Genomic DNA, 22,338 nt, shown 5'->3' with positions numbered 1-22,338 from the left:
ACCGGCACCGGGAGCGATACTGGGGGCGTGACGCAGGACCTCCCCGGCCCGGTCGACGAGTCCGTACGGGCCCGGCCCGCCAGCGCGCTGCGGCCGTACGTGGCCTGGTACTCCGGCTACCGCCAGCGCGGCCTGGCACCCGCCGTGCACCGGGGCCTGCCGTCCCCGTACCTGACCTTCATCCTCACCCTGGACGAGCCGCTGACCGTCGCCGGCCACCCGGATCCGGCCCAGCCCGGCGGCGACTACGCCACCCTGCTCGGCGGGCTGCACACCTCGCCCGCCCTGATCACCCACGACGGGCGGCAGTCCGGCGTCCAGATCGCCGTCCACCCGCTGGCCGCCCGCGCCCTGCTCGGCCTGCCGGCCGGGGAGTTGGCGGGCGTGGACGTGCCGGCGGACGCCGTGCTGGGGCGGGCGAGCGGGCGGCTCCAGGAGGAGCTCCAACTGGCCGCCGACTGGCCGGAGCGGTTCGCCGTCCTGGACGGCGCGCTGCTGCGCGCCGCCCGTCCCTCCGGGCGGGTACCGCCCGAGGTCGTCCGCGCCTGGTCCGAGCTGCGGCGCAGTGGCGGGTCGCTCCCGGTGTCGGCGCTGGCGCGGGAGACCGGATGGAGCAGCCGGCACCTGCGGAGCCGGTTCCGCCACGAGACCGGGCTGACCCCGAAGGCCGCCGCCCGGGTGATCCGGTTCGACCGCGCCCGGCACCTGCTGGCCGCTGCGGGCCCGGCGCCCCGGCTGGCGGAGCTGGCGGCCCGCTGCGGCTACTTCGACCAGGCCCACCTGGCCCGCGAGTTCCGCGCGCTGGCCGGGTGCGCGCCCAGCCTCTGGCTGGCCGAGGAGGGCCCGGACGCGGCGAAGTTCCGAAACGTCCAAGGCGGCCCGGGGGCGGCCGCGCCAGAGTGGGGGTCGTGAGAGGGACCCGAACCGCCCCGAGGAGGCAGATCCCCATGAACGAGAAGACGCCCGCCCCGCAGGTGTGGCCCAGCCTGCGCGCCCGCGACGCCCGTGCCCTGATCCGCTTCCTGGTGGAGGCCTTCGGCTTCGAGGAGGTCGTCGCGTACGGCGAGGGCGAGTTCGTCGCGCACGCCGAGCTGGCCTGGCCGGAGGGCGGTGGCGTGATGCTGGGCTCCGACCGGCCCGAGGCCGGGGGCGGCGAGCCCTGCCCCGGGCAGCCGGGCGCCTTCAGCGCGTACGTGGTCACGGCGGAGCCGGACGCCCTGCACGCGCGGGCCGTGGCCGCCGGGGCCCGGATCACCAAGGAGCTGCACGAGACCGAGTACGGCTCGCGGGACTTCGCGGCCGCCGACCCGGAGGGCAACCAGTGGTACTTCGGCACCTACCCGGGCTCGCCCCGCCCGTCTGCCGGCTGAGGCGGTGGCCGCGGTGACGGCCGCGGGGCCGGCGGGGCCCCCTACGGGGGTGGCGGGCCCCGTCGACCGGCTGCGGGCGCTCTGCCTGGCGCTGCCGGAGGTGTCCGAGCGGGTCAGCCACGGGGAGCCGACCTGGTTCGCCGGGGCCGGGCGGCGGGCCCGGCTGTTCGTGATGCTCGCCGACCACCACCACGACGACCGCCTCGCCTTCTGGTGCCCGGCTCCGGCGGGCGCCCAGGAGTCACTGGTCGCCGAGGCGCCGGAGCGGTACTTCCGGCCTCCGTACGTGGGCCACCGCGGCTGGGTCGGGGTGCGTCTCGACGGACCGCCGATCGACTGGGCCCGGATCGAGGACCACGTCGGGGACGCGTACGCGCTGGTGACGGGGCTCCGTTGACGGGCTCACAGAACTTTTAGGTCGACTGACCTATTCTTTCCCCATGAACCTCTCCCCGGACGTCCACGACCACCTGACCCACGATCCCGAGGGTCCCGTCCTGCTGGTCGGCGGCTACGGCACCGTCGGCGCCGAGCTGGCCCGGCTGGCGGCGCCCGACTGGCCCCTGCTGCTCACCGGCCGCTCCGAGCAGCGCGGGGCCGCGCTCGCCCAGGAGCTCGGGCAGCCGGCCGGCACCCCCGCCGTCACCGTCCGCCGCTGGGACCTCGCCGACCCGGCGCCCTTCGAGGCCGCCGTCCGCGCCGTGGTGGGGGTGGTCAACGACCCGGACGACCGCGTGCTGCGGGCCGCCGTCCGGGCCGGTGTGCCGTTCGTGGACGTGACCCGCTGGACGGCCCGGCTGCAGCGGGCCGCCACGGTGGCGGCGCTGCTGCGCCCGAGCAGCCCCGTGCTGCTCTCCTCCGCATGGATGGGCGGGGTCACCAGCCTGGTCGCGGCCGCCCTGGCGGAGCGGCTCGGCGGCGCCGAGCGGGTCGAGACCGCGATCCGCTGGGACCTCGCGGACCGGGCCGGCGCCGACTCGGTGGAGTTCATGGACCGGCTCGGCCTGGACTACGAGGTGGTCCGGGACGGCCGCCGCCGGTCGGTGGCCCCGCTCAGCGGGCCGCGCACCGTACGGATCGGTGACGACGCCACCAAGGTCGCCGGGATCGACACGCCGGAGCAGTTCACCCTCCCGCTCACGCTCGGTACGACCACCGCCACCACCCGGATCGGCTTCAGCTCCCCGCTCAGCACCGCGGCGCTGCTGGCCGCCAAGCACACCGGACTCTTCCGCTGGGGCCGGGGCGACCGCTGGGAGCCGGCCCGGCGCGCCCTGCTGTACTCGCCCGGCGAGGGCGGCGTGGCCCGGCTGCGGATCGACGTCGGGCACGGCGGGGCCGGGCTGGGCGCGGTGGTCGAGGACCGCTCCGGGCAGGCGCACCTGACGGCGGTCGGCGCCCTGCTGGGCCTGCGACGGGTGCTCGGGACGGACGGCGCGCCGGCTCCGGCCGGGGTGGCGTTCCCGGAGCAGACGCCCCGCCCGGGGCGGGTCCTGGCCGATCTCGCGGCCCTGGGCGTCACGGTCGACGTCCGGAGCGAGCGGGCGGCGGTGGCGGCGTGAGCGGCAAGGGCGAGCAGCGGCGCGCGGAACTCCTGGACGCGGCCGAGGACCTGCTGGTGACCGCGGGCGGCGCCGAGCTGTCGATGCGGGCGGTCGCGGCGGCGGCCGGGGTCCGGCTGGGGCATCTGCAGTACTACTTCCCGACGCATGCCGCGCTGGTGGCGGCCGTCCTGGGGCGGGTGCTCACCCGGTCCGCCGAGCGGCTGGCGCCCCTGCTCGCCCCGGCGGACCCGGCGGCGACGGCGGACCCGGCGGGCGCCGGGGCGGCCGAGGCCGCCGACCGGACGGCACAGGCGCTGATCAGCGCCCTGCTGGCCGAACAGGAGGACGTCCGGCTGGTGCGGCTGTTCGCCGAGGTCTGGGCCTTCGCCGCCCGGGACGAGGCGGTGGCGGACGCCGTCCGCGCCTTCTACGCCGACTACCGGGCCCGGATCGCGGCCTTCCTCGCCGACCGCCGGCCCGACCTGCCGGAGGCAGTCGTCCAGGGCCGCGCCCAGGTGTTCCTGATGCTGGTCGAGGGCGCCTCGCTGTTCCGCTCCGGCCTCGCCGGGGTGCGCGAGCCGGCCGCCGACGAGGAGCTGCTCCGGACGGCCCGTAGCCTGCTCGCGCCGTAGCGGGCGGGCGGGCAGACTGGCTGCGCGGGCCCGGCGAACGGGCGCGCGGTCCCGGCGCAGCTCGGAGGCGGCCATGCCGCAGATGGTGGTGGACGGGCGCACGATCGCCCTCTCGCACCTGGACAAGGTGTACTACCCGCGCACCGGCACGCTGAAGGGGGACGTGCTGCGCTACTACGCGGCCGTGCACACCGTGCTGCTGCCCCATCTGCGGGACCGTCCGGTCTCCTTCCTGCGCTGTCCGGAGGGGGTCGAGGGCGAGGCGTTCATCGCCAAGAACCCGCCCGCCGGGACACCCCGCTGGGTCCGCACCGTGGAGGTGCCGAGCAGCTCCGGGGACCTCCGGCAGGTGGTGCTGGACGACGGTGCGGCGCTGCTCTGGGCGGCCAACCTGGGCTGTCTGGAGCTGCACGTGCCGCAGTGGCACGCCGCCGCGCCCGGGCTGGCGGACCGGCTGGTGCTGGACCTCGACCCGGGCGAGGGCGCGTCGGTGTTGACCTGCCGGACGGTGGCCGGGCTGCTGCGCGAGCGGCTGGCGGCGGACGGCCTCGACTGCTGGGTGAAGACCTCCGGTTCCAAGGGGCTGCACCTGCTGGTGCCGCTGGAGCCGACGCCCAGCAGCAAGGTCTCCGCCTACGCCAAGGCCCTCGCGGCCGCGCTGGAGGCGGCCCATCCGGACCTGGTGGTGCACACCATGGCGAAGGCGCGCCGGGCCGGGCGGGTCCTGGTGGACTGGTCGCAGAACAACGCCAGGAAGACCACCGCCGCGCCCTACACCCTGCGGGCCCGGCCCCGGCCCACGGTGTCCACGCCGGTCTCCTGGGCGGAGCTGGAGGCGGCCGGCTCGACGGCGGACCTGACCTTCGACCTCGCCGAACTCCCGGACCGGCTGGCGGAGTTCGGGGACCTGCTCGCGCCGCTCCTGGAGGGTGGACGGGCCCGCCCGCTCCCCTCGCCGGCGTCGGCGCCCTCGTCGCCGGACGAGCCACCGGCCGGCCGCAGCGACCCGCCGCGCAGCAGCACCCGCACGCGCACCCGCACCGCCACCGGTAGCGGCACCGGCTCCCCGGTGGTGCTGGAGCCGCCCGTCGAGGTGATGCGCCCGGCCGCCGTGACCGCCGTCCCGCCGTCCGACGGTCTCGGCGGCTCCGGCGTGCAGTACGAGCTGAAACTGGACGGCTTCCGCTGTGTGGCCTTCGCCCGCGGGGAGCGCCCGGCGTTCCTGCAGTCCCGGTCCGGGCGGGACCTCGGCGCGGAGTTCCCCCCGATCGCCGCCGCCGTGGCCCGGCTGCCCGCCGGGCTGGTGCTGGACGCGGAGCTGGTCGCCTGGCGGGACGGCAGGTTCGCCTTCGAGGAACTGCTGCGCACCCGGGAGGGCCGGGCGTCGGACGGGGTGGCGCTCGGGCTGGTCGCCTTCGACCTGCTCGCGCTGCCCGGGCGCGACGTCCGCCGACTGCCGCTCACCGACCGGCGCCGGCTGCTGCTGGCCGCGCTCGACGGCGTCCCGCCGCCGGTCCAGCCGGTGCTGGCCACCACCGACCGGACGGAGGCGCTGAGCTGGATGGAGCAGCTGGCCGACACCGGCGTCGAAGGGCTGGTCTGCAAGGCCGCCGGCTCGGCCTACCGGGCGCGCGGCGCCGGCCGGCTCTGGGTCAAGTACCGGCGCAGCGACACCGTCGACGCGACCGTCCGGGCGGTCGTCGGAACGGCCGCCCGGCCGCAGGCGCTGGTCCTGGAGCTGGACGACGGCCCGGTGCTGCTCTCCACGCCCCGGCTCACCGCGGTGCAGGCGCGGCAGGTCGCGGAGGCGCTGGACGGACTGCTGGGCGCACCGGTGCGCGACCCGGACCACGGCAGCCTGCGGCCGCTGACCGGCCCGCTGCGGGCGGAGGTGACCGTCACCGGCCGGCCGCCGGCGGCCACCTTCGTCCGGCTGCGGGGCGACTGATCCGCGCGCCCGGGGCCGGGATCACCCCCGGGGCGGCCGGCCGCCCCCGCGCGCCTCGACGACGGCGGGTGGGGGGAGGGCGCGGACGTGCGCCCGGGGGCAGTCCAGGTGGACCACCAGCTCCAGATGGTCGATCCGGGCCACCAGGGCGACCGGCACCGGGACCCGGAAGCCCGGTACCCACGCCCCGGCATCGACCAGCAGCCGGTCGCCGGTGTCCCGCTCGACCCGCCCGAGCGGACCGTCGGTGCCCTCGACCTCGTAGCCGACCAGGGTCTGGTCGGCGGCATGGTGGGAGCCCGGACGGTACTCCCGCAGTTCGGTGGTCATGGCGCTCACGCCTCCGGCCGGTCCCACGGCCGGCGCTCGCGGCCCTCGGGCCGGTCCCGGCCGTCCGGGCGTTCCCGCCCGTCGGGGCGGTCGCCGCCCAGCGGGCCCTCCGGGGGGATCCCGGCCGCGCGGCGGCGCCGCCGCAGCAGCAGCGCCACCACGGCCGCGACGGCCACGCTGACCGTCCAGACCAGTACCACGGCGGTCAGTACGGGCACGGTCGGGGTGCGCACGCCGATGCTCAGGCAGATCGCGGACATCACCAGCGCCGTCATCACCACCCCGGCGGGCAGCCGGTGCCACAGGCGACTCAGCCCGCCCCGGACCCGCCCCGGCTGTTTGACCCCCATCGTGCTCAACCGCCGGTTCAGGCGGGCGTCCTGGCGCAGATCGCTCTCGATCTCCTCCAGGAGACGCCGCTCCCGTCCGCTCAACGCGGGTCCGTCCATCTCGGTCACCTCCGACGCTTCCGGTGACGCCGTCCTCGTCTCCGGGCGGATGCCCGGTCGGGGTGTACGTCAACCGCTCCGGCCGGCCGGTGCGGCCGGAGCCGTCGGGCGGCAGTCGCCGAAGGCCCGGGGCCGGGCCAACAGGCTGTCGTCCAACACGCGCAACAGGGCGACGGCGTCGCGGTGCACCTCGACCGCGCCGGCCGCCCGCAGCTCGGACCGCGGTCCGGCGTCGCCCGCCACGGCGACGCACGGGACCCGCGCGCGACGCGCCATCAGCACCTCGCGCAGGCTCGCGGCGACCACCACCGCGTGCTCGGGCCTGCCGTCGACCAGGCCGAGGGCCGCCCGGACGGGCTCGTCACCCGGGGCCGCCAGGGCCAGGACCGGTACCTCGGCCGGCCCGGGCCCCATCACCAGGACCGTCCAGCCTCGCGCCGCGCACTCGTGCAGCAACGCTTCGGAGCCGGGTGACGCGGTGCGCCAGTCGGTACCGAAGAGTGCCGCCGAGATGACCGTCATGGCCCACCGTCCCCGTTCCGCACCGCGCACGGACGCGCCCTTCCAGACTAGGCCCGTACCCCCGCCGCGCGCCCGGGCACGGCTGCGCCGGGGCCGGACCGGGAGGACCGGTCAGCGCAGCGGCGGCTCGGGATCGGTGGCGAGGCGGGCGTGCAGGTGCTCGTCCTGGTAGCCGCCGTCGCCGTAGTGGTGGGAGGCACGCAGGGTGCCCTCGGCGGGGTAGCCGCAGCGCTCGGCCACCCGGCAGGAGGTGTCGTTGCCGACCGCGTGGGCGATCTCGATCCGGCGGGTCCCGGCCGTGGCGATGCCCCAGCCGGTGACGGCCCGGACGGCCCGGGTCGCGACGCCGCGCCCGCGGGCGGCCGGGAGGAGCCAGTAGCCGATCATCGCGAGCCCGTCGGCGCGGTCGACCCAGCGGAGCGCGCAGTTGCCGAGCAGCGTGCCGCCGGCGGCGCCGACCACCGCGAAGGCGGCCGTGGCGCCGTCGGCCCAGCCCGCGTCGCAGCGGTCCAGGTAGGCCTCGGCCCCGGCCGGGTCGGTGGCGCGGAGCGGGTTCCACCGGGCGATCTCCGGATCGGCGGCGGCGGCCAGCAGCCCGGGCACCACCCCGCCCCGGACGTCGGTCAGCCGGCCCCAGGGGTGGAGCTGGATGTCGCCCAGGTCGAGGATCACGGCGGTGAAGCCGCGCCGGTCGGGGGTGGTCTCAGTGGTACTCATCGGGCCTTCCTATCCCGGACCGGGTGGGCGCGCCAACGAATTTCGCGCCCGGCCGGGCCTCCCGGCGGCGGAGGCCCGGCGGGCGGGTCCGGCGGGCCTCCGGCGGGCGTCAGATCCGGGCGAGGTACCCGTGGTCGACGAGCCAGAGCACGTTCAGCCGGGCCGGCCCGTCCGGCACGAGCCCGGCGTCGAGCTGGTACTGGAGGCCGAGCCCGGGCTGGCCGAACCACGGCGCGATCGGGCCGGCGTGCACCTTGAACGGCTTGAGCACCTTGTAGTCGTGGTAGTTGCAGCCCGGCGCCGGGGTGCTGTCGAGGCTCTGCGGGGGGATCGAGCGGCTGGCGTAGGGCAGGCCCTCGGGGGCGAGGAAGGCGCCGTACTCGCTGCCGTAGCGGTCGATGTTCTGGTTCGGGTACAGGGTGACCTCGACCTCGACCGGGGTGCCGTCCGGGAGGGTGAGGTAGCCGTCGGCCGGCGGGTAGATCCAGCCCGGGCCGCCGTTGTTCGCGGTGGCGCCGTAGTAGGTGGCGAGGAACGTGTCCTCGGGGAGGCCGCCGGTGCGCCGGTAGCCGATCAGCTCGCGGCCGACCGGGCCGGTGCGCGGCAGGTCCTCGGGGCCGAGGCGGGGGTCGCCGTGGTGGTCGGCCGCCGAGCACGCGTCGGAGGGGGTGGCTTCGGCCGGGTCGGCGGCGGACGCCGGAACGGCGGGGGCGAGCAGGGCCACTACCGCGGTGAGCGGCGCGAGAAGCAGGCGAAGGCGAAGGTGCACGGTGTCTCCGTCGGATCGGCGTCGGTGCGGACCGGAGCATGGTCTGTCACCCTCCGTGTCCGTGTCGCCACCCAGACAAACGGATCACCTGACCCCCCGTCAACCGGAACGGCCCACGACACCACCCGTCCCACCGGATCCGGCCAACCGGCGCCCGCCCGGCCCTAGGGGCGCGCAGACTGGAGGGTCACGCCCCCGGGGCGACCGGCCGTCGGTCAGCGGCTGCTGGGTGCCAGCTTGCCGAGGGCGTGCACCACCCGGTCGAGGGCGTCGCGGGAGTTCGGTTCGGTGAGGTTGACCATCAGCCGGAAGGCCACCTTCAGCAGGGCCGGGTGGCCGAGGCCGAGCGCACCGGCGGCGCCGAGCAGCCGGGGGCGGCCGAGCACGTCGGCGACGAGCCGGCCGAGTGCGAAGTAGCCGTCGTAGGCGGAGCGCAAGGCCTGCGGGTAGCCGCGCAGGGCGAGTTCGCGGCCGCGGTCGGTGCGCCGGGCCAGCGCCTGGACGACCGTCTCGGCGGCGTACCGACCGGACTCCATCGCGTAGGCGATGCCCTCGCCGGTCGCCGGGCTGACCGTCCCACCCGCGTCACCGACCAGCAACAGGCCGTCGGCGTAGTGGGGTTGGCGGTTGAGGCCCATCGGGAGGGCGGAGCCCCGGACGGGTTCGGTGACGCCCTCGGGGGTGTAGCCGTACTCGGGCGGCAGCGCGGCGCACCAGCGCCGCAGCAGGTCGCGCCAGTCGAGTTCGCCGGCCACCGCGGCGGTGTCCAGCACGCCGAGGCCGACGTTGGCGGTGCCGTCGCCCATCCCGAACACCCAGGCGTAGCCCGGCAGCAGGCGTCGCGCCGGGTCCTTCGGGTCGCGCAGGTCGAGCCACGCCTCCAGGTAGCGGTCCTGGTGCCGCGGGGTGGTGAAGTACGTCCGGTAGGCGACGCCCATCGCGCGGTCGGTGCGGCGGTAGCGCTTCATGGCGAGGGAGAGCCTGGTGGAGTTCCCGTCGGCGGCGACCACCAGCGGCGCGCGGTAGTCGACGGGCCGCCGGTCCTCCCCCAGCCGGGCCGTCACACCGGTGATCCGACCGGTCCTCTCGTCGACCAACGGGCCCGCCACATTGGCGTGTTCGACCAGCCGGGCACCCGCCGAGGCGGCCCGGCGGGCGAGCAGCTCGTCGAAGTCCGCCCGCCGCCGGACGAGTCCGAAGGAGGGGAAGGCCGACAGCTGCGGCCAGTCCAGCTCCAGCGTGCGCCGGCCGGAGACCAGGCGCAGCCCCCGGTTGTGCAGCCAGCCGGCCTCCTCCGAGACGTCGATGCCGAGGTCGACCAGCTGCTTGGTGGCACGGGGTGTCAGGCCGTCGCCGCAGACCTTCTCCCGGGGGAAGGAGGACTTCTCCAGCAGCAGCACGTCGAGCCCGGTCCGCGCGAGGTGGTAGGCGGCGGTGGAGCCCGCCGGGCCGGCGCCGACCACGATCACGTCGGCGCCGTCCTCCGGGCGGCCGGTGGCACCGGCGGCGGACAACTGCTGCTCTGGGCCTGGCATCTCGCACTCCCACGTGGTCATCGGATCGGCTGCGGACTCAGCGGACTCAGCGGTCTCAGACGATAGGGACAGCGACCACCGTGCCGCGCCCCGACACGCGGGCCCCGCCCCGATCGCCGGTCGTTGCGGCCATCGGGGCGGGGTCGGCGCCACCGCGTCAGAGGCCGCCGTTGACCACCGCGCTGGAGACCGCGCCGAAGCGGACGTTCCACTTGTCGAGGATCTTGTCGTACTCGCCGCCGCGGATCACCTGGTCCAGCGCCTTGGCGACGGCGTCCCGCAGGGCGGTGTTGTCCTTGGCGACGGTGATGCCGTAGGGGCCGGACTGCAGGAAATGCGTGTTGGCCAGCTGGAACACCCCGGCCCGGCCCGGCTGGGTGGTGTTGTACTGGGCCACCGGGTAGTCGTTCAGATCGGCGACCGCGGCGCCGGAGGCCACCTCGGCGAGCGCCTGCTCGTCGGTGTCGAAGCGGTGGATCTGCAGGGGCTTGCCGATCCGCAGGCAGGCCGCGGTCTGCCGGCCGGCCAGTTCGTCCTGGACGGTGCCGCGCTGGACGGCGACGGTCCGGCCGCAGAGGCTGTCCAGCGTGGTGAGGTTCAGCTGGTTGCCGGCCTTGACCACCATCGAGGTGCCGGTGGCGAAGTAGTCGACGAAGTCCACGCCCGGGTCGGCCTGGTGCCCGTCGTCGGCGGCGCCGAGCTGGCGCTGCTTGGTGTCGATGACGGCCGACATCGCCAGGTCGAGCTGCTTGGCCTGGACGGCCGGGATGAGCTTGTCGAACGGCATGTCGGTGAATTCGACCCGGAGGCCGAGGTGGGAGCCGATCGCCCTGGCGAGCTCCGGGTCCAGCCCGGCGAGCTCGCCGGCCGGGTCCTTGAAGTCCACCGGCGGGTAGGTCAGGTACGAGCCGATCTTGAGCACACCGGCGTCCCTGACCGCCTTGGGGAGGCGGGCGCGGAGGTCCTGCTGGCTGCCGGGCTGGGCGACGGGGGCGCTGCCGCAGCCGGAGAGCAGCAGCCCGCCCGCGCCGAGCGCGGCGGCGCGCAGCGGTACCCGGGAGCGGGTGCGGGAGCGGGTGGTCGGGGAGGTGGGGTTCGGTCCGGACGGGGGTACGGCGAAACGGGTGCGGAGCATCGCGGTGCGTCTTCTTCGCAGGTGAGGGGGAGCAGGCAGGGAGACGCCGCGCCGGAATGGCTGCCGGGGTACGGAGCGCGGACCTCGTCGCCGTGTGCCCAGTCGGGCCACCCTGGGGTGAGGGGGTGGCCGGTCGGCGGAGGTCCGCCGTCGGGGGCGGTCCGGGCCATCCTCGCACGCCGCCCCGGCGGGCCCGGGCGGCGGGTGGGCGGACGGCGGCCCGGCGGGCGTAAGCGGCGGTCCGGCGACCCCCTCGTCGCCGGACCGCCGGTTACGCCCGCTTCGGCCCGCTTCGGCCCGCTCCCGCCCGGCCCTCGCCCGCTCAGGGATTGATCGCGAGCACCACGTACGCCGCCAGCACCGAGAGGTGGACGGCACCCTGCAGCGGCGTCGCGCGGCGCGGGATGACGGTGAGCGTGCCGACCGCGACGGTCAACACGAGCAGCACCAGGTGCGTCGGCCCGAGGCCCAGCTCCAGCGGCCCCGGGAGCCAGGCGGAGGCGATCGCGACGGCCGGGATGGTCAGGCCGATGCTCGCCAGCGCCGAGCCGAGCGCCAGGTTGAGGCTGGTCTGCACCCGGTTGCGCAGGGCCGAGCGCAGCGCCGCGATGGTCTCCGGCAGCAGCACCAGCAGGGCGATCACCACACCCACCACGGAGGACGGCAGCCCGGCCGAGTAGACGGCGGACTCGATGGTCGGCGAGACGCCCTTGGCCAGGCCCACCACCGAGATCAGCGCCACCGCCAGCAGGGCCAGGCTGACCCGGGTCGCGCGCATGGTCGGCGGATCGGCGTGGTCCTCCTCGTCGAGCACCTTTCCCTCGGGGGTGACCGGCAGGAAGTAGTCCCGGTGGCGGAAGGTCAGGGTGGCCACGAACAGCCCGTACAGCACCAGCGAGGCGGCCGCCGCGAAGGCCAGTTGGGCGGGCGCGAACTGCGGTCCCGGCGAGCTGGTGGTGAAGGTCGGCAGCACCAGGCTGAGCGTGGCGAGGGTGCCGATGGTGGCCAGCGCCGCGCCGGTGCCCTCGGCGTTGAAGACCGCCACCCGGTACTTGATCGCGGCCACCAGGATGGAGAGGCCGAGGATGCCGTTGCAGGTGATCATCACGGCGGCGAACACGGTGTCCCGGGCGAGCGTCGCGGCCTTGTCCCCGCCGTCCGCCATCAGGGTCACGATCAGCGCCACCTCGATGACGGTGACCGCGACCGCCAGCACCAGCGAGCCGAACGGCTCCCCCACCCGGTGCGCCACCACCTCGGCGTGGTGCACCGCGGCGAGCACCGCGCCGGCCAGGAAGCAGGCCATCACGCCCACCACCCAGCCGGGCAGGTCGCGGTGCCAGGTGAGGACAAGGACGACGAACGACACCACCGGGACGACGACGGTCCACTGCGTGGTGGCCGCGCGGAGCTTCGTGATCATGCGGCCGAGCATCGCATTGCCGGGGCCCGGTAGCCGGGCAACCCCGCCGGTGGGGCGGCACGGATGTGGTCGGGGTCATACCGTGTCCGAACCGTTCCGGGCCGCTCAGCCCCCGTACTCCGCGAGGTAGCCCAGCACCCTCGCGACGTGCGGCTTCACCCGGTCGGGGACGCCGCCCGCGTCGGCGACGGTCTTGTCGCTGGTCCGGTAGCCGGCGGTGATCAGGGCCGGGAGGTCCCGGGTGTAGCCGCGGCGCTTGAGCTGCTGGTCGAGCCAGCAGACGTAGTTGCCCATCGAGACGATCGCGTCGGCCGGGTCCATGTAGTCCTTGGTGCCGTCGTGGTCGCCGTCCTGCGCCCAGGCGTTGAAGACGGTGGGCGTCCACATCGCGACGCCGTACTCGCCGGTCTCCGGGCGGGCGGCCTCCGGGTCGAAGCCGCTCTCGGCCTTGAGCATGGCCGCCAGCAGGGCGGGGGTGATCTCGGGCTCGGGGCAGCGCCGGGCGGCGTCCTGGATCGGGCCGCGCAGCGCCTCGGGGATGTCGGAGCCCACCGGGATCCCCCCGGCCGGGGCCAGGGCGGCGGTCGCCGAGGGTGGCGCCTGCGGCGCTCCCCCGGAGGACGGGCCACCGGACGCCGGCGCGGTCGGTGCACCCGGCGCCAATCCGGCCGACGCCCGGTCGGACGGCTCCGGGCCGCCCGCGATCAGCAGCACGGCAGTGACCAGCGCGGCCGGACCGGCCCCGGCGAGCAGCCGGCGAGCGCGCTCCGGGCGCGGCGCCCGCACCGGGCCGCGCGCCCCCGGCGCACCGGCGGGCCCGGGCGCCGCCGCCGCGAGCAGCGCGACCCGCAGGGCGGCGAGGTCCACCCGCCCCCGCTTCGCCCGGTCCGCGGTCAGGCAGGCCGCGACGGCCGGGCGCCAGCGCGCGGGCAGCGCGTCGTCCAGCCTCAGCGGCGCCACGCCGCGCGCGTAGGCCTGCGCGGCGAGCGCGCGGGCCCGGGCGGTCGCCCCGAGGAACGGGTGCAGCCCGCCGGTGAGCAGCTGGTGGGCGAGCACCCCGAAGGCCCAGATGTCGGCGCTCGGCCGCACCGCGACACCGCGCGCACCGGTGCGCTGGGACCACCACTCGGGCGGCACGTGGTCGGGCGAGCCGAGCGGCGGGGCGTAGGCGTGGGTGCCCTCCAGTTCGACGGTGAGGCCGAAGTCGGCGAGCCGGGCGGTGCCGTCCGGCATCAGCAGGATGTTGCCGGGCTTGAGGTCGCCGTGCACCCAGCCCGCGGCGTGCATGTGGGCGAGCCCGGCGCAGACCCCGGCCAGGATCCGCTCGGCGTCGGGGACGAGCGTGTGCGGCCGGGCGGCGGCGAGGACGTCCTGGAGGCTGCGCTCGGCACGTTCCATCACCAGCGCCAGTGCGCCGTCGAGCCCCGGGTGCGCGGGGTCGGCGACGGTGAGGACGGCGAGCGTGCGGATCAGGTTCGGGTGGTCCGCGCGTCGGCCGAACCGCATCTCGCTGCGCGCGAGCTGCGCCATGGTGCGGCGCTGGCCGGGGCTGAGCCGGGCCGGGCAGAGGAACTTGACCGCGAGGTCGGCCGGTCCGCCGCCCGGCCGATGGGCGGCGTAGACGCTGCCCCAGGCACCGGCGCCGAGCAGCTCGGCGATGCGGTACCCGGCCACCGTGTAGCCGGCCGGGACGTCGAGGTGCGGCGGGCCGGGCCGGGCGGGCGCGGGCACGGCGGATCAGCCGCCCCGCCGGGGCGGGAGCAGGGCCAGATGCTCCTCCCGGACGAGGTCGAACCGCAGAGCCAGCGCGACGAGCTCCTCCCGCTTGCCACCGGCCCGGGCGGCGTCGTCCGGCGCCTCGTCCGGCGTGTCGCGCAGCCGTAGCTTGGTGGCCACCAGGTAGTCGATGTGGTAGTTGACGGCGGATCGGGTGAGCCCTCGGCAGGAGGGCAGCGAACGCAGCCGGGCCAGCACGTCGGTGACGCCGGGGACGACGGCGGCGGAGGGCGAGCGCAGTCGCGGCTCACAGAGGGCGAGCAGGACGAGGAAGTACTTGGAGGTCGGGTCGAGGGCGAACGGACTGACCGTCATCTCGCCCTCGGAAGCTGCCGGTTCGCCCTCCAGGTAGGCGTGCTGGGGTGCGAACACCTTGAAGGCGACCGGCCCGCCGAGGGCCGGCAGGAGCACCCGGGAGAACTCGAAGGGCACCGGTGCGCCGAGCCGGCCGGGAGCCACCTTGACGTGCTCGCCCGCCCCTTCGAGGTTCTCCACCACGTACGTCGCGGAGGTGCTGAAGTTGGAGAGCCGCCAGTAGTCCTCGGCGGCCGTGACCTCGCCGGCGCGGCGCGAGACGCCCTGGTCGGTGAGGGGGATGGCGGGCGGGCGGCCGGGCTCGCCGCGCCCGAACTCCGCGACCTCGCCCGGGCCCAGGCGCAGCAGCGCGGGCCTGCCGGGCGGTGCGGAGCGCCCACCGGGCGGGCCGGGCCGCGCGCCGATCGGTGCGGGCCGCCCGCCGGGCGGGGCTTTCGGGCGGGGTTCGGGCAGTTGCACGATGACCGTGTCCACGCAGGCCACCTCCGTAGGTCGCGTCGATCGTAGCCGTCCGAACGGCTTCGCGCCGGTCCGCCACCCGTACGAGTGAACGCCGGGGCGGCGCGGGGCGGCCGGGGTCGTCGGGGCGTCAACCGGACTGTCCCGACGTCGACTTGGCGAGCCCGCGGACCGGCTCACGACGGGGTCGGCCGGGCCGGTCGCCGACGCGCCGCGCGGGGCGCCCTCCGGGCCGGTTCGCCCCGCCGCCCGGGGTCGCTCACGACCGGAGGCCGATCCGCCGGTTGCGGTGCGTAGTTGAACGGTCACCTTGAGTGTGACGCAGCACACATATGGCATGCCCACGAAATGTGCAAGACTCATCCCACGGAGTGAGATTCCCTTGATTTCCAAGGAGGTTCATATCATGCGCGCTCGGATCGCAGCCCTGATGGTCGCGGTGGCAGGGATCACGGCGTCGATGGCCACCCCGGCCTCGGCGGCGTCGACGACGAACGGGACCGGTGAGGTGGCGTGTATCGCCGCCGTCAACCGGCCCTGCGTATGGCTGGAGAAGGACGGCGGAGGAGTCGTCGGGGTGGCGCACGTCTCGCCGGCCTCCTCGACACAGCTGACGGTGGTTCAGGTCGAGGTCAGGACGCAGCGAGCCTGGGGCAGCCCATGGGTCACCGTCGCGTCCGCGACCACCGTCACCAAGGGGTACGCCAAGGCCGTGACGCCGCGCGTGGTCACCGGGGATCTCAAGATGATCTGCGCGGTCGGCGGCCCGGCCCTGGAGGCCGAGCACCAGGTGACCACCTGCACCGCCCCCTTCTGATCCACCGGAGAACCCCGCGGTGCCCCGCCACGCGTCGCCGGGACGCCGGTCGCCGGGGAGTACGGGGAGTACGGGGAGTACGGGGGATCCGTGAGCCGGGGCCGTCGGGCCCCTCTCCGGGGCCGGCCGCCGGGTCCGCAACCGGCGGCCGGCCCACCCCCGCGCGGCACACCCGCACCCCGGCGGACCGGCTCCACCCGCTCCCCCGGCACCACCGGCGGCCACTCAGGAGACTCCCGGCCCGCACTCGGGCCAGGCGCGCGCCGACAATGCGCCAACCTGTCCCCCGAAACCCGCCCGCCGTGCGCAACCCTCCTCGGAGCATGGGATTTTGCACTATCTTGGCAATTCGGGGAGCGGGGCGGGCCGCCCACCCGGCAGAGGTGCGCCCGTGCGGGCGGACCCTGCCCGTGTGCCATGCCCGACTCCCGCGCCGCAGCGCCGATGGCAGTCGCTCACGGCAGTGCTCACGGGGAGAAGGGGGAGCGTGTCGATGCCCGAGGGGACCACGCGTGCGACCGGGGCCGGTGACGGTCCGAGCAGCAGAGGCGCCGGCCCGACGACCGGGGCCGCGCCGCCGCCGGTCGGGGGGGCCGGAGCCGCTGCTCCCCCGCCCGGCCGGCTCGCCGGGCGCCGGAGCAGCGTCGACGCCGCGCTGCGCAACTCCCCGCTGCAGCCGCTGTTCCGGCTCGCCGCCACCCGCCGTCTCGCCGTCCTCGCCTACCACGGCGTGGACGACCCGCGGACCTTCGCGCTCCAGATGGCCCGCCTGGTCCGGATCGCCCGCCCGATCTCGCTGCCCCGGGTCGAGCAGGCCGTCCGCTCCGGCCGTCCGCTGCCACCCCGCAGCGTGCTGGTCACCTTCGACGACGGCGACCGGACGGTGCTCACCGAGGCCCTGCCCGTGCTGACCCGGCTCCGGATCCCGGCCGCCGCCTTCGTGGTCACCGAACTCATCGACGGCGACCGGCCGTTCTGGTGGTCCGAGGCCGCGTTCCTGGCCTCCCGCGGCGGCACCGCGCGCAGCCTGGCGGGCTGCCCGCCCGGCGCGGTGGTGCGCCGGCTGAAGACCCTACCCGACCGCGACCGCCGCACCGCCCTCGCCGAACTGCGCGAGAGCGCCCGGGCCCGCGCGCCCCGGCAGGAGCAGCTCACCCGGCACGACCTGCTGACGCTCCACCGCTCCGGGGTGGCGATCGGCAACCACACCGTCGGCCACCCCTGCCTCGACCAGTGCGAGGACGACACCCTCCGGGACGAGATCACCACCGCACACCACGCGCTCACCGGCTGGCTCGACGGCGAGGAACCCACCGCCTTCGCGTACCCCAACGGCAACCTCGACCAGCGCGCCGAGCCCGTGCTGCGCCGGCTCGGCTACCGGGTCGGCTTCCTGTTCGACCACCGGCACGACCGGCTGCTGCCCGGACGCCCGCTGCGAATCAGCCGGCTCCGGGTGAACTCCACCACGAGCCGGGACAGGTTCGACACCATTCTCTCGGGGCTGCACCCGGCCGTGCACCGGTTGCGCGGCGGCGCCTGAACACCACCTGGGGGGCGGGGCGTTGGAGATCACGGCGAAGAGTGCGGTCGGTGCGGCGCCCGGACCGGTCCGGTACCGGACGGCCGCGCTGCCGGCGCGGGTGCTGGACGGCTGGCGGGAGCTGGCGGCCGCCGATCCGGGCGGCTCCTGGTTCACCACGCCGGAGTGGGCGCTCTCCTGGTGGGAGACGCTGGGCGCGCGGCAGGGCGGCGGCGAGGTCACCGTCTGGCGCGAGCCGGACGGCCGGGTGAGCGCCGTCGTACCGCTGCTGCGCACCCGGCGGCGGCTGCACCCGCGGGCGCCGCTGACCGTCCCCTGTCTGACGGTGCTGGGCTCCGGCCCCGGCGCGGCCGACCACTGCGGCGTCACCGTCGCACCCGAGCGACGGGCCGAGGTGGCCGCCTGGCTGGCCCGGCGCGCCCGGCGGGCGACCCTGCTGCTCACCGATCTCGACCCGGGCCAGAGCGGGTTGCTGCCCGCCGGTGCGGTCGAGGTCGGCCGCACCCCGTGCCCGCGGGTCGACCTCACCCCGGGTGCGGACGCGCTCGGCTCCCGCCAGTTCCGTGCCGACCTGCGCCGCTACGGCCGCAAGCTCGCCGCCGGGGGGATCACCTTCCGCTGGGTGGCGCCGGCCGTGGGGAGCGGCGAACTCGCCGAGCGGATAACCCTGTTGCACACCGTGCTCCGACTGCACCGGCTGCGCCGGGGCGCTCTCGGCCTGCCGACCACCTTCGACGAGGCCCGCGCACCGCTGCACGTGCGCCTGATCGAGCGCTCGGCCGCCACCGGGCGCGGCGAGGGCCCGGCCTTCCTGGTCGCCGAGCGCGCCGGGGAGGTGGTCGGCGCCCTCTACGGGTTCCGCTGGCGGGACACCTTCGCCTACTACCAGATCGGTTGGGACCAGGCCTGGGCCCCGCTGCGGCTCGGCACGGCGGTGATCGCCGAGGCCGTCCGGGCGGCCGCCGGACAGGGCCTGACCACCTTCGACTTCCTGCGCGGCACCGAGCCCTACAAGTACCGCTTCGGAGCTGAGGACCGCGAGGACGTGTCCTGGCTGGTGCCGCACGGTCTCTCCGGCGCGCTGTTCGGTCTCAAGCACCGGGCCAAGGAGGCCCGGCAGGGCTGACCTCGGCACCGCGCCTCCCTAGCGCCGGCCCTTCAGCCAGTCGGTGAGGGCCTCCAGGGCCGGGGCCGGGTCGCGGCGGCCGATGCCGATCCGGAACCGGTCGGTCGGCGTCGGGGTGAGCTCGGAACGGTAGATGCTCGCCGGCAGCAGCAGGACACCGGCCTGCTCGACCAGCGCGGTGCAGAACGCCTCGACGCCGTCCGGTCCGAGGTAGCGCGGGTACGCGACGCAGCCGCCGTCCGGGGCCCGCCAGTCGAACAGTTCGGCGTGCTCGGCGAAGAAGGCGTCGAAGAGCGGCAGGTTCGCGTCGATGATCGCGCGGTTGCGGGCCAGGATGTGCTCCCGGTTCCGGATCGCGATCCGGGCCAGGATCTCACCGGGGGCCGAGTTGCAGATGGTGGTGTAGTGCTTGGCGCGCTCCAGCCGGGAGCGCAACTCCCGGTCGCGGCAGGCGATCCAGCCGATCCGCAGGCCGGGCAGGCCGAGCGACTTGGAGGTGACGTTCAGCGACAGGGCACGCTCGGAGAGGTCGGCGGCCTGCGGCAGGGTGCGGCCCGGGTCGCGCTCCAGGCCGCGGTAGACCTCGTCGCTGAAGAGCCGGATGCCGCGCTCGTCGCAGAGCCGGACCAGGCGGGTGAAGTCGTCGGCCCCGATGACCTTGCCGGTCGGGTTGTTGGGGAAGTTGACCGAGACGACCCGGGTGTTCGGGCGCAGCACGGCCACCAGCTCGTCGAGGTCCAGCGCCCAGTCGCGCGCCGGGTCCAGGGCGACGCCGGTGACCTCGCAGAGGGAGAGCGGGATCGTCTCGGCGGACTGGTAGTTGGGGGTCAGCACGACGGCGTGGTCGTCGGGGCCGAGCAGCACCTGCATGGCGAGGTTGAGCGCCTCCTGGGCGCCGCCGAAGCAGATCACGTCGTCGGCGCCGACCTGCTCGTACATCCCGGCGACCGCCCGGCGCAGGGCCGGGTCGCCGAAGGTCTCGGTGTAGCCGAGGGCCAGGGTGTCCCAGGCCTGCCGCTCCTCCTGGTCCGCCAGGGCGAGGAGTTCGGACATCGTCATGGTCTGCGCGTCGGAGGCGGTGAGGTGGTGGCGGGCGGTGAACTCCCAGCGGGAGAAGTAGGTTTCGAGCCGGAAGTCGGGGAGCGTGGTCATCACTGGTTCCTCTGCGGTGCGGTGGGGTCCGGTGCCCGTAGCCCGGTCCCGGACCGGGCTACGGCTCGGCCGGGCGTTCGGGTTCGGCCCCGGGTGCGGGTTCGGCCGGGCGTTCGGGTTCGGCGACGGGCTCGGGCTCGGCCCGGAGTTCGGCGAGCAGGGTGTAGACGGTGGAGCGCGAGACCTTGAGCGCGGTCGCCACGGCCGGCACCGCCCGGCGCACCGCGAGCACCCCGGCCCGGTCGAGTTCGCGCAGGACGGCGAGCCGGTCCTCGCGGCCCAGCCGGTCCGGCGGGCGGCCGTGGGCGCGGACGTAGCCGCCGATGACGTCGTTCATCCGCTCCGTCCAGTCGCGCTCGAAGAGCGGCTCGGGCCGCGGCGCGGTGGGTGCGGCGAAGCCGGCCAGCAGGGCGGCGGCCTGCTCCAGCGGTCCGCGGTCGAGGTTGACGCAGAGCACCGCCGAGGCCCGGCCGTCGTCGTCGCGCAGGACGGCGCTGACCGAGGAGAGGCGCCGGCCGTCGGGCAGCAGCTTCTCGTACGGCCCGAGGACATCGGCCCCGTAGACCTCGGGCAGGGCAGGGACCAGGTCGTCCAGCTCGCCGAGCAGCGAGGGGTCGCCGGGGGCGCGGCCGCTCATCGGGTGCCAGATGGCGAGCACCTCGTCCCGAACGGCGTCGTGCAGCACCACCTCGGCGTACGGCCCGAGGAGCAGGGCCACCGCCTGGCAGACGGGCGCCCAGGTCCGGACGCGTGGGTCGGGGGTCTCCGCGGTCATATCTGGACTGTACGTCCAGCCCGGACGTTCCGTCCAGAGCGACTGTGCGGGGCTGCCACCGCACGGGCGCGCCGGGCGCGGCGCGCCGAAACTCCGGGGGGAATGGCCGCAGAATGGGCGCGCTCTCGAAAGGGCCCGGGGGTTCACCGTGCCCGGAACAATTCCGTCCGGACGGCGGCACCGATTCGGAAGGAAGCCGCGGACGGGGAAATGACTAAGGCGAGGAGGTGAATCCACTCCTCGCCGCTACCAAGATATAGCGCACCCCCGGCCTTGCGGCAAGACCCCGGGGCCGCCGCACAATGGTCGACCTGGGCCGGGACCTGCGGCCCTGACGGATCGGCGCCCGTCCACCGCTCCCGGCGCGGGGGCCGCACGACGGCCGGAACTCCCGGCGCAGCTCGCGGACACGGAAATCCGGCATGGGCCGGGGTGTACGCACCACCGGACGGGCAGCGGCCGACCGTCCGGAAATCCACTCTCGTTGAACGGGCGTTCTGATGATTGACGTGATCGTGGTCGGCGGCGGACCGACCGGCCTGATGCTGGCGACCGAATTGCGGCTGGCCGGAGTGGAGGTGGTGGTGCTGGAGCGGGCGACGGAGCCGGACGCCCGGTCGCGCGGGCGCGGCCTGCACACGCGCAGCGTCGAGATGATGGACCAGCGCGGTCTCCTGGACCGGTTCCTCGCCGCGGGCGAGAAGTTCCGGATCGGCGGCTTCTTCGGCGGCGTCCACAAGGCGTGGCCGGAGACGCTGGACACCGCCCACCCGTACGGACTCGCCGTCTCCCAGACCGCGACGGAACTGCTGCTCGCCGAGCGCGCCCACGAACTCGGGGCCGAGATCCGGCGCGGCCGCGAGGTGGTCGGACTGAGCCAGGACGAGGACGGGGTGGGCGTCGAGCTGGCGGACGGAACGCGGCTGCGCTCGCGCTACCTCGTGGGCTGCGACGGCGGCCGCAGTACGGTGCGCAAGCTGCTCGGCGTCGCCTTCCCCGGTGAGCCCACCACCGTCGATACGCTGCTGGGCGACATGGGGGCGGCCGAGGACCGGGCGACCATCGCGGCCGTCGTCGAGCAGGTCCGCGCGACCCAGCCGCGGTTCGGCGTGGCCCCCGACGTCGACGGGCAGCAGGGCGTGTTCCGCATCATCGTGCCCGCCGCCGGGGTGGCCGAGGACCGGTCGGTCCCGCCGACCCTGGACGAGTTCAAGCAGCAGCTGCGGGCCTTCGCGGGCACCGACTTCGGTGTGCACTCGCCGCGTTGGCTCTCCCGGGTCGGCGACGCCACCCGGCAGGCCGAGCGCTACCGGGTCGGCCGGGCGCTGCTGGCCGGCGACGCCGCGCACATCCATCCGCCGACCGGCGGCCAGGGCCTGAACACCGGTATCCAGGACGCGTTCAACCTCGGCTGGAAGCTGGCCGCCACGGTCAACGGCTGGGCACCGGAGGGGCTGCTGGACAGCTACCACGCCGAGCGCCACCCGGTGGGCTCCGCCGTGCTGGACAACACCCGGGCGCAGATCACGCTGCTGGGGGCCTCCCCGGGCGCGACCGCGCTGCGGAACCTGCTGTCCAGGCTGATGGACATCGAGGAGGTGAACCGCCAGGTGACCGGGATGATCACGGCGGTCGAGGTCCGCTACGACCTCGGCGGGGGCCACGACCTGGTCGGCCGGCGGCTGCGGGACGTCCGGCTGGCGGAGGGCCGCCTCTACGGGCTGATGCACGAGGGCCGGGGCCTGCTGCTCGACCGGACCGGGCGGCTCTCGGTGGCGGGCTGGGCGGACCGGGTCGACCGGGTCGCCGACGCCGGCGCGCAGGTGGACGTGCCCGCGGCGCTGGTGCGGCCGGACGGCCATGTGGCCTGGGTCGGCGAGGACCAGGGCGAGTTGCTCGACCGGCTCGCCGAGTGGTTCGGCGCACCCGTCGGCTGAGCGCCGAAGCGGTGCACGGCGGCGCCGCCGACGCCCTCCCGAAGGGGAGCGTCGGCGGCGCCGG

The 22,338-nt window shown here is 75.8% G+C and carries 22 protein-coding genes; 10 read left to right on the top strand and 12 right to left on the bottom strand.

The genetic code is table 11. The features are described from left to right. Nucleotides 1-27 precede the first annotated feature (27 nt). The 6 genes from OG618_RS32650 to ligD all read left to right on the top strand — a co-directional run bounded on the left by OG618_RS32650 (nt 28) and on the right by ligD (nt 5,494). The gene (locus OG618_RS32650; RefSeq protein WP_329491207.1) at nt 28-912 is read left to right on the top strand and encodes a helix-turn-helix domain-containing protein; all 885 of its coding nucleotides are present in this window, start codon (nt 28-30) and stop codon (nt 910-912) included. A gap of 35 nt (nt 913-947) precedes the next feature. Continuing rightward, nucleotides 948-1,370, top strand: coding sequence for a VOC family protein (locus OG618_RS32645; protein ID WP_329491206.1), 423 nt, complete (start codon nt 948-950; stop codon nt 1,368-1,370). A 49-nt stretch (nt 1,371-1,419) separates the two neighbouring features. Next, nucleotides 1,420-1,767, top strand: coding sequence for an MmcQ/YjbR family DNA-binding protein (locus OG618_RS32640; RefSeq protein WP_329491205.1), 348 nt, complete (start codon nt 1,420-1,422; stop codon nt 1,765-1,767). A 43-nt stretch (nt 1,768-1,810) separates the two neighbouring features. Continuing rightward, nucleotides 1,811-2,932 carry a saccharopine dehydrogenase gene (locus OG618_RS32635; RefSeq protein WP_329491204.1) on the top strand — a complete coding sequence of 374 codons (1,122 nt, stop codon included), beginning with the start codon at nt 1,811-1,813 and terminating at the stop codon, nt 2,930-2,932. Next, nucleotides 2,929-3,546, top strand: a complete 618-nt coding sequence (locus OG618_RS32630) for a TetR family transcriptional regulator (RefSeq protein ID WP_329491203.1) — start codon at nt 2,929-2,931, stop codon at nt 3,544-3,546. Before OG618_RS32635 ends, OG618_RS32630 begins: the two co-directional genes overlap by 4 nt. 73 nt (nt 3,547-3,619) lie before the next feature. Next, nucleotides 3,620-5,494, top strand: coding sequence for a non-homologous end-joining DNA ligase (gene ligD / locus OG618_RS38085; RefSeq protein ID WP_442906899.1), 1,875 nt, complete (start codon nt 3,620-3,622; stop codon nt 5,492-5,494). Nucleotides 5,495-5,515: 21 nt separating this feature from the next. Here ligD and OG618_RS32615 read toward each other — a convergent pair whose 3' ends face one another. The 10 genes from OG618_RS32615 to OG618_RS32570 form a co-directional block, all read right to left on the bottom strand. Beyond that, nucleotides 5,516-5,824: a hypothetical protein gene (locus OG618_RS32615; RefSeq protein ID WP_329491201.1), complete on the bottom strand. Its 309-nt coding sequence runs from the start codon at nt 5,822-5,824 to the stop codon at nt 5,516-5,518. A 5-nt stretch (nt 5,825-5,829) separates the two neighbouring features. Beyond that, complete coding sequence (locus OG618_RS32610; protein WP_329491200.1) at nt 5,830-6,273, bottom strand: hypothetical protein; 444 nt, start codon at nt 6,271-6,273, stop codon at nt 5,830-5,832. A 69-nt stretch (nt 6,274-6,342) separates the two neighbouring features. Next, on the bottom strand, nt 6,343-6,795 hold the full coding sequence (locus OG618_RS32605) for an HAD family hydrolase (RefSeq protein WP_329491199.1): 453 nt from the start codon (nt 6,793-6,795) through the stop codon (nt 6,343-6,345). 111 nt (nt 6,796-6,906) lie between these two features. After that, complete coding sequence (locus OG618_RS32600) at nt 6,907-7,512, bottom strand: GNAT family N-acetyltransferase (protein WP_329491198.1); 606 nt, start codon at nt 7,510-7,512, stop codon at nt 6,907-6,909. Nucleotides 7,513-7,621: 109 nt separating this feature from the next. After that, a complete protein-coding gene (locus tag OG618_RS32595; RefSeq protein WP_329491197.1) occupies nt 7,622-8,281 on the bottom strand; it encodes a TNT domain-containing protein in 660 nt (219 codons plus the stop codon). Between the two features lie 215 nt (nt 8,282-8,496). Beyond that, nucleotides 8,497-9,816: a geranylgeranyl reductase family protein gene (locus OG618_RS32590; protein WP_329491196.1), complete on the bottom strand. Its 1,320-nt coding sequence runs from the start codon at nt 9,814-9,816 to the stop codon at nt 8,497-8,499. Between the two features lie 157 nt (nt 9,817-9,973). Further along, nucleotides 9,974-10,951, bottom strand: a complete 978-nt coding sequence (locus OG618_RS32585; protein ID WP_329491195.1) for an ABC transporter substrate-binding protein — start codon at nt 10,949-10,951, stop codon at nt 9,974-9,976. Between the two features lie 322 nt (nt 10,952-11,273). Next, nucleotides 11,274-12,374 (bottom strand): calcium:proton antiporter, encoded by a 1,101-nt coding sequence (locus OG618_RS32580; protein WP_329491194.1) that lies wholly within the window; start codon nt 12,372-12,374, stop codon nt 11,274-11,276. Nucleotides 12,375-12,479: 105 nt separating this feature from the next. Further along, entirely contained in the window at nt 12,480-14,105 is a 1,626-nt protein-coding gene (locus tag OG618_RS32575) for a serine/threonine-protein kinase (protein WP_329491193.1), read from the bottom strand. Nucleotides 14,106-14,111: 6 nt separating this feature from the next. Continuing rightward, the gene (locus OG618_RS32570) at nt 14,112-14,939 is read right to left on the bottom strand and encodes a serine/threonine protein kinase (protein WP_442906898.1); all 828 of its coding nucleotides are present in this window, start codon (nt 14,937-14,939) and stop codon (nt 14,112-14,114) included. Between the two features lie 391 nt (nt 14,940-15,330). On the opposite strand from OG618_RS32570, the gene OG618_RS32565 reads away from it, so the two are divergent. The 3 genes from OG618_RS32565 (at nt 15,331) to OG618_RS32555 (ending at nt 18,410) form a co-directional block, all read left to right on the top strand. Further along, complete coding sequence (locus OG618_RS32565; protein ID WP_329491192.1) at nt 15,331-15,741, top strand: hypothetical protein; 411 nt, start codon at nt 15,331-15,333, stop codon at nt 15,739-15,741. Between the two features lie 493 nt (nt 15,742-16,234). Next, on the top strand, nt 16,235-17,284 hold the full coding sequence (locus OG618_RS32560) for a polysaccharide deacetylase family protein (protein WP_329491191.1): 1,050 nt from the start codon (nt 16,235-16,237) through the stop codon (nt 17,282-17,284). Nucleotides 17,285-17,306: 22 nt separating this feature from the next. Beyond that, entirely contained in the window at nt 17,307-18,410 is a 1,104-nt protein-coding gene (locus OG618_RS32555; protein ID WP_329491190.1) for a GNAT family N-acetyltransferase, read from the top strand. Nucleotides 18,411-18,428: 18 nt separating this feature from the next. Here the strand turns inward: OG618_RS32555 and OG618_RS32550 are convergent, their stop codons facing one another. Both OG618_RS32550 and OG618_RS32545 read right to left on the bottom strand, forming a co-directional pair. Next, the gene (locus tag OG618_RS32550) at nt 18,429-19,562 is read right to left on the bottom strand and encodes an aminotransferase class I/II-fold pyridoxal phosphate-dependent enzyme (RefSeq protein ID WP_329491189.1); all 1,134 of its coding nucleotides are present in this window, start codon (nt 19,560-19,562) and stop codon (nt 18,429-18,431) included. Between the two features lie 58 nt (nt 19,563-19,620). Next, on the bottom strand, nt 19,621-20,337 hold the full coding sequence (locus OG618_RS32545) for a helix-turn-helix transcriptional regulator (protein WP_329491188.1): 717 nt from the start codon (nt 20,335-20,337) through the stop codon (nt 19,621-19,623). Between the two features lie 500 nt (nt 20,338-20,837). Between OG618_RS32545 and rox the strand changes: the two genes are divergently transcribed. After that, complete coding sequence (gene rox / locus OG618_RS32540) at nt 20,838-22,274, top strand: rifampin monooxygenase (RefSeq protein ID WP_329491187.1); 1,437 nt, start codon at nt 20,838-20,840, stop codon at nt 22,272-22,274. Nucleotides 22,275-22,338: the final 64 nt, after the last annotated feature.

This window comes from Kitasatospora sp. NBC_01246, assembly GCF_036226505.1.
GTDB lineage: Bacteria > Actinomycetota > Actinomycetes > Streptomycetales > Streptomycetaceae > Kitasatospora.
The sequence above is the reverse complement of the archived record's forward strand: the minus strand, read 5'-3'. Positions and strand labels throughout refer to the sequence as shown.

Coding starts and splice junctions, on each gene's coding strand:
- OG618_RS32635 (WP_329491204.1), top strand. CDS start 1,811: ATGAACCTCTCCCCGGACGTCCACGACCACCTGACCCACGATCCCGAG.
- OG618_RS32580 (WP_329491194.1), bottom strand. CDS start 12,374: ATGATCACGAAGCTCCGCGCGGCCACCACGCAGTGGACCGTCGTCGTC.
- ligD (WP_442906899.1), top strand. CDS start 3,620: ATGCCGCAGATGGTGGTGGACGGGCGCACGATCGCCCTCTCGCACCTG.
- rox (WP_329491187.1), top strand. CDS start 20,838: ATGATTGACGTGATCGTGGTCGGCGGCGGACCGACCGGCCTGATGCTG.
- OG618_RS32645 (WP_329491206.1), top strand. CDS start 948: ATGAACGAGAAGACGCCCGCCCCGCAGGTGTGGCCCAGCCTGCGCGCC.
- OG618_RS32600 (WP_329491198.1), bottom strand. CDS start 7,512: ATGAGTACCACTGAGACCACCCCCGACCGGCGCGGCTTCACCGCCGTG.
- OG618_RS32550 (WP_329491189.1), bottom strand. CDS start 19,562: ATGACCACGCTCCCCGACTTCCGGCTCGAAACCTACTTCTCCCGCTGG.
- OG618_RS32565 (WP_329491192.1), top strand. CDS start 15,331: ATGCGCGCTCGGATCGCAGCCCTGATGGTCGCGGTGGCAGGGATCACG.
- OG618_RS32585 (WP_329491195.1), bottom strand. CDS start 10,951: ATGCTCCGCACCCGTTTCGCCGTACCCCCGTCCGGACCGAACCCCACC.
- OG618_RS32590 (WP_329491196.1), bottom strand. CDS start 9,816: ATGCCAGGCCCAGAGCAGCAGTTGTCCGCCGCCGGTGCCACCGGCCGC.
- OG618_RS32560 (WP_329491191.1), top strand. CDS start 16,235: ATGCCCGAGGGGACCACGCGTGCGACCGGGGCCGGTGACGGTCCGAGC.
- OG618_RS32545 (WP_329491188.1), bottom strand. CDS start 20,337: ATGACCGCGGAGACCCCCGACCCACGCGTCCGGACCTGGGCGCCCGTC.
- OG618_RS32615 (WP_329491201.1), bottom strand. CDS start 5,824: ATGACCACCGAACTGCGGGAGTACCGTCCGGGCTCCCACCATGCCGCC.
- OG618_RS32610 (WP_329491200.1), bottom strand. CDS start 6,273: ATGGACGGACCCGCGTTGAGCGGACGGGAGCGGCGTCTCCTGGAGGAG.
- OG618_RS32605 (WP_329491199.1), bottom strand. CDS start 6,795: ATGACGGTCATCTCGGCGGCACTCTTCGGTACCGACTGGCGCACCGCG.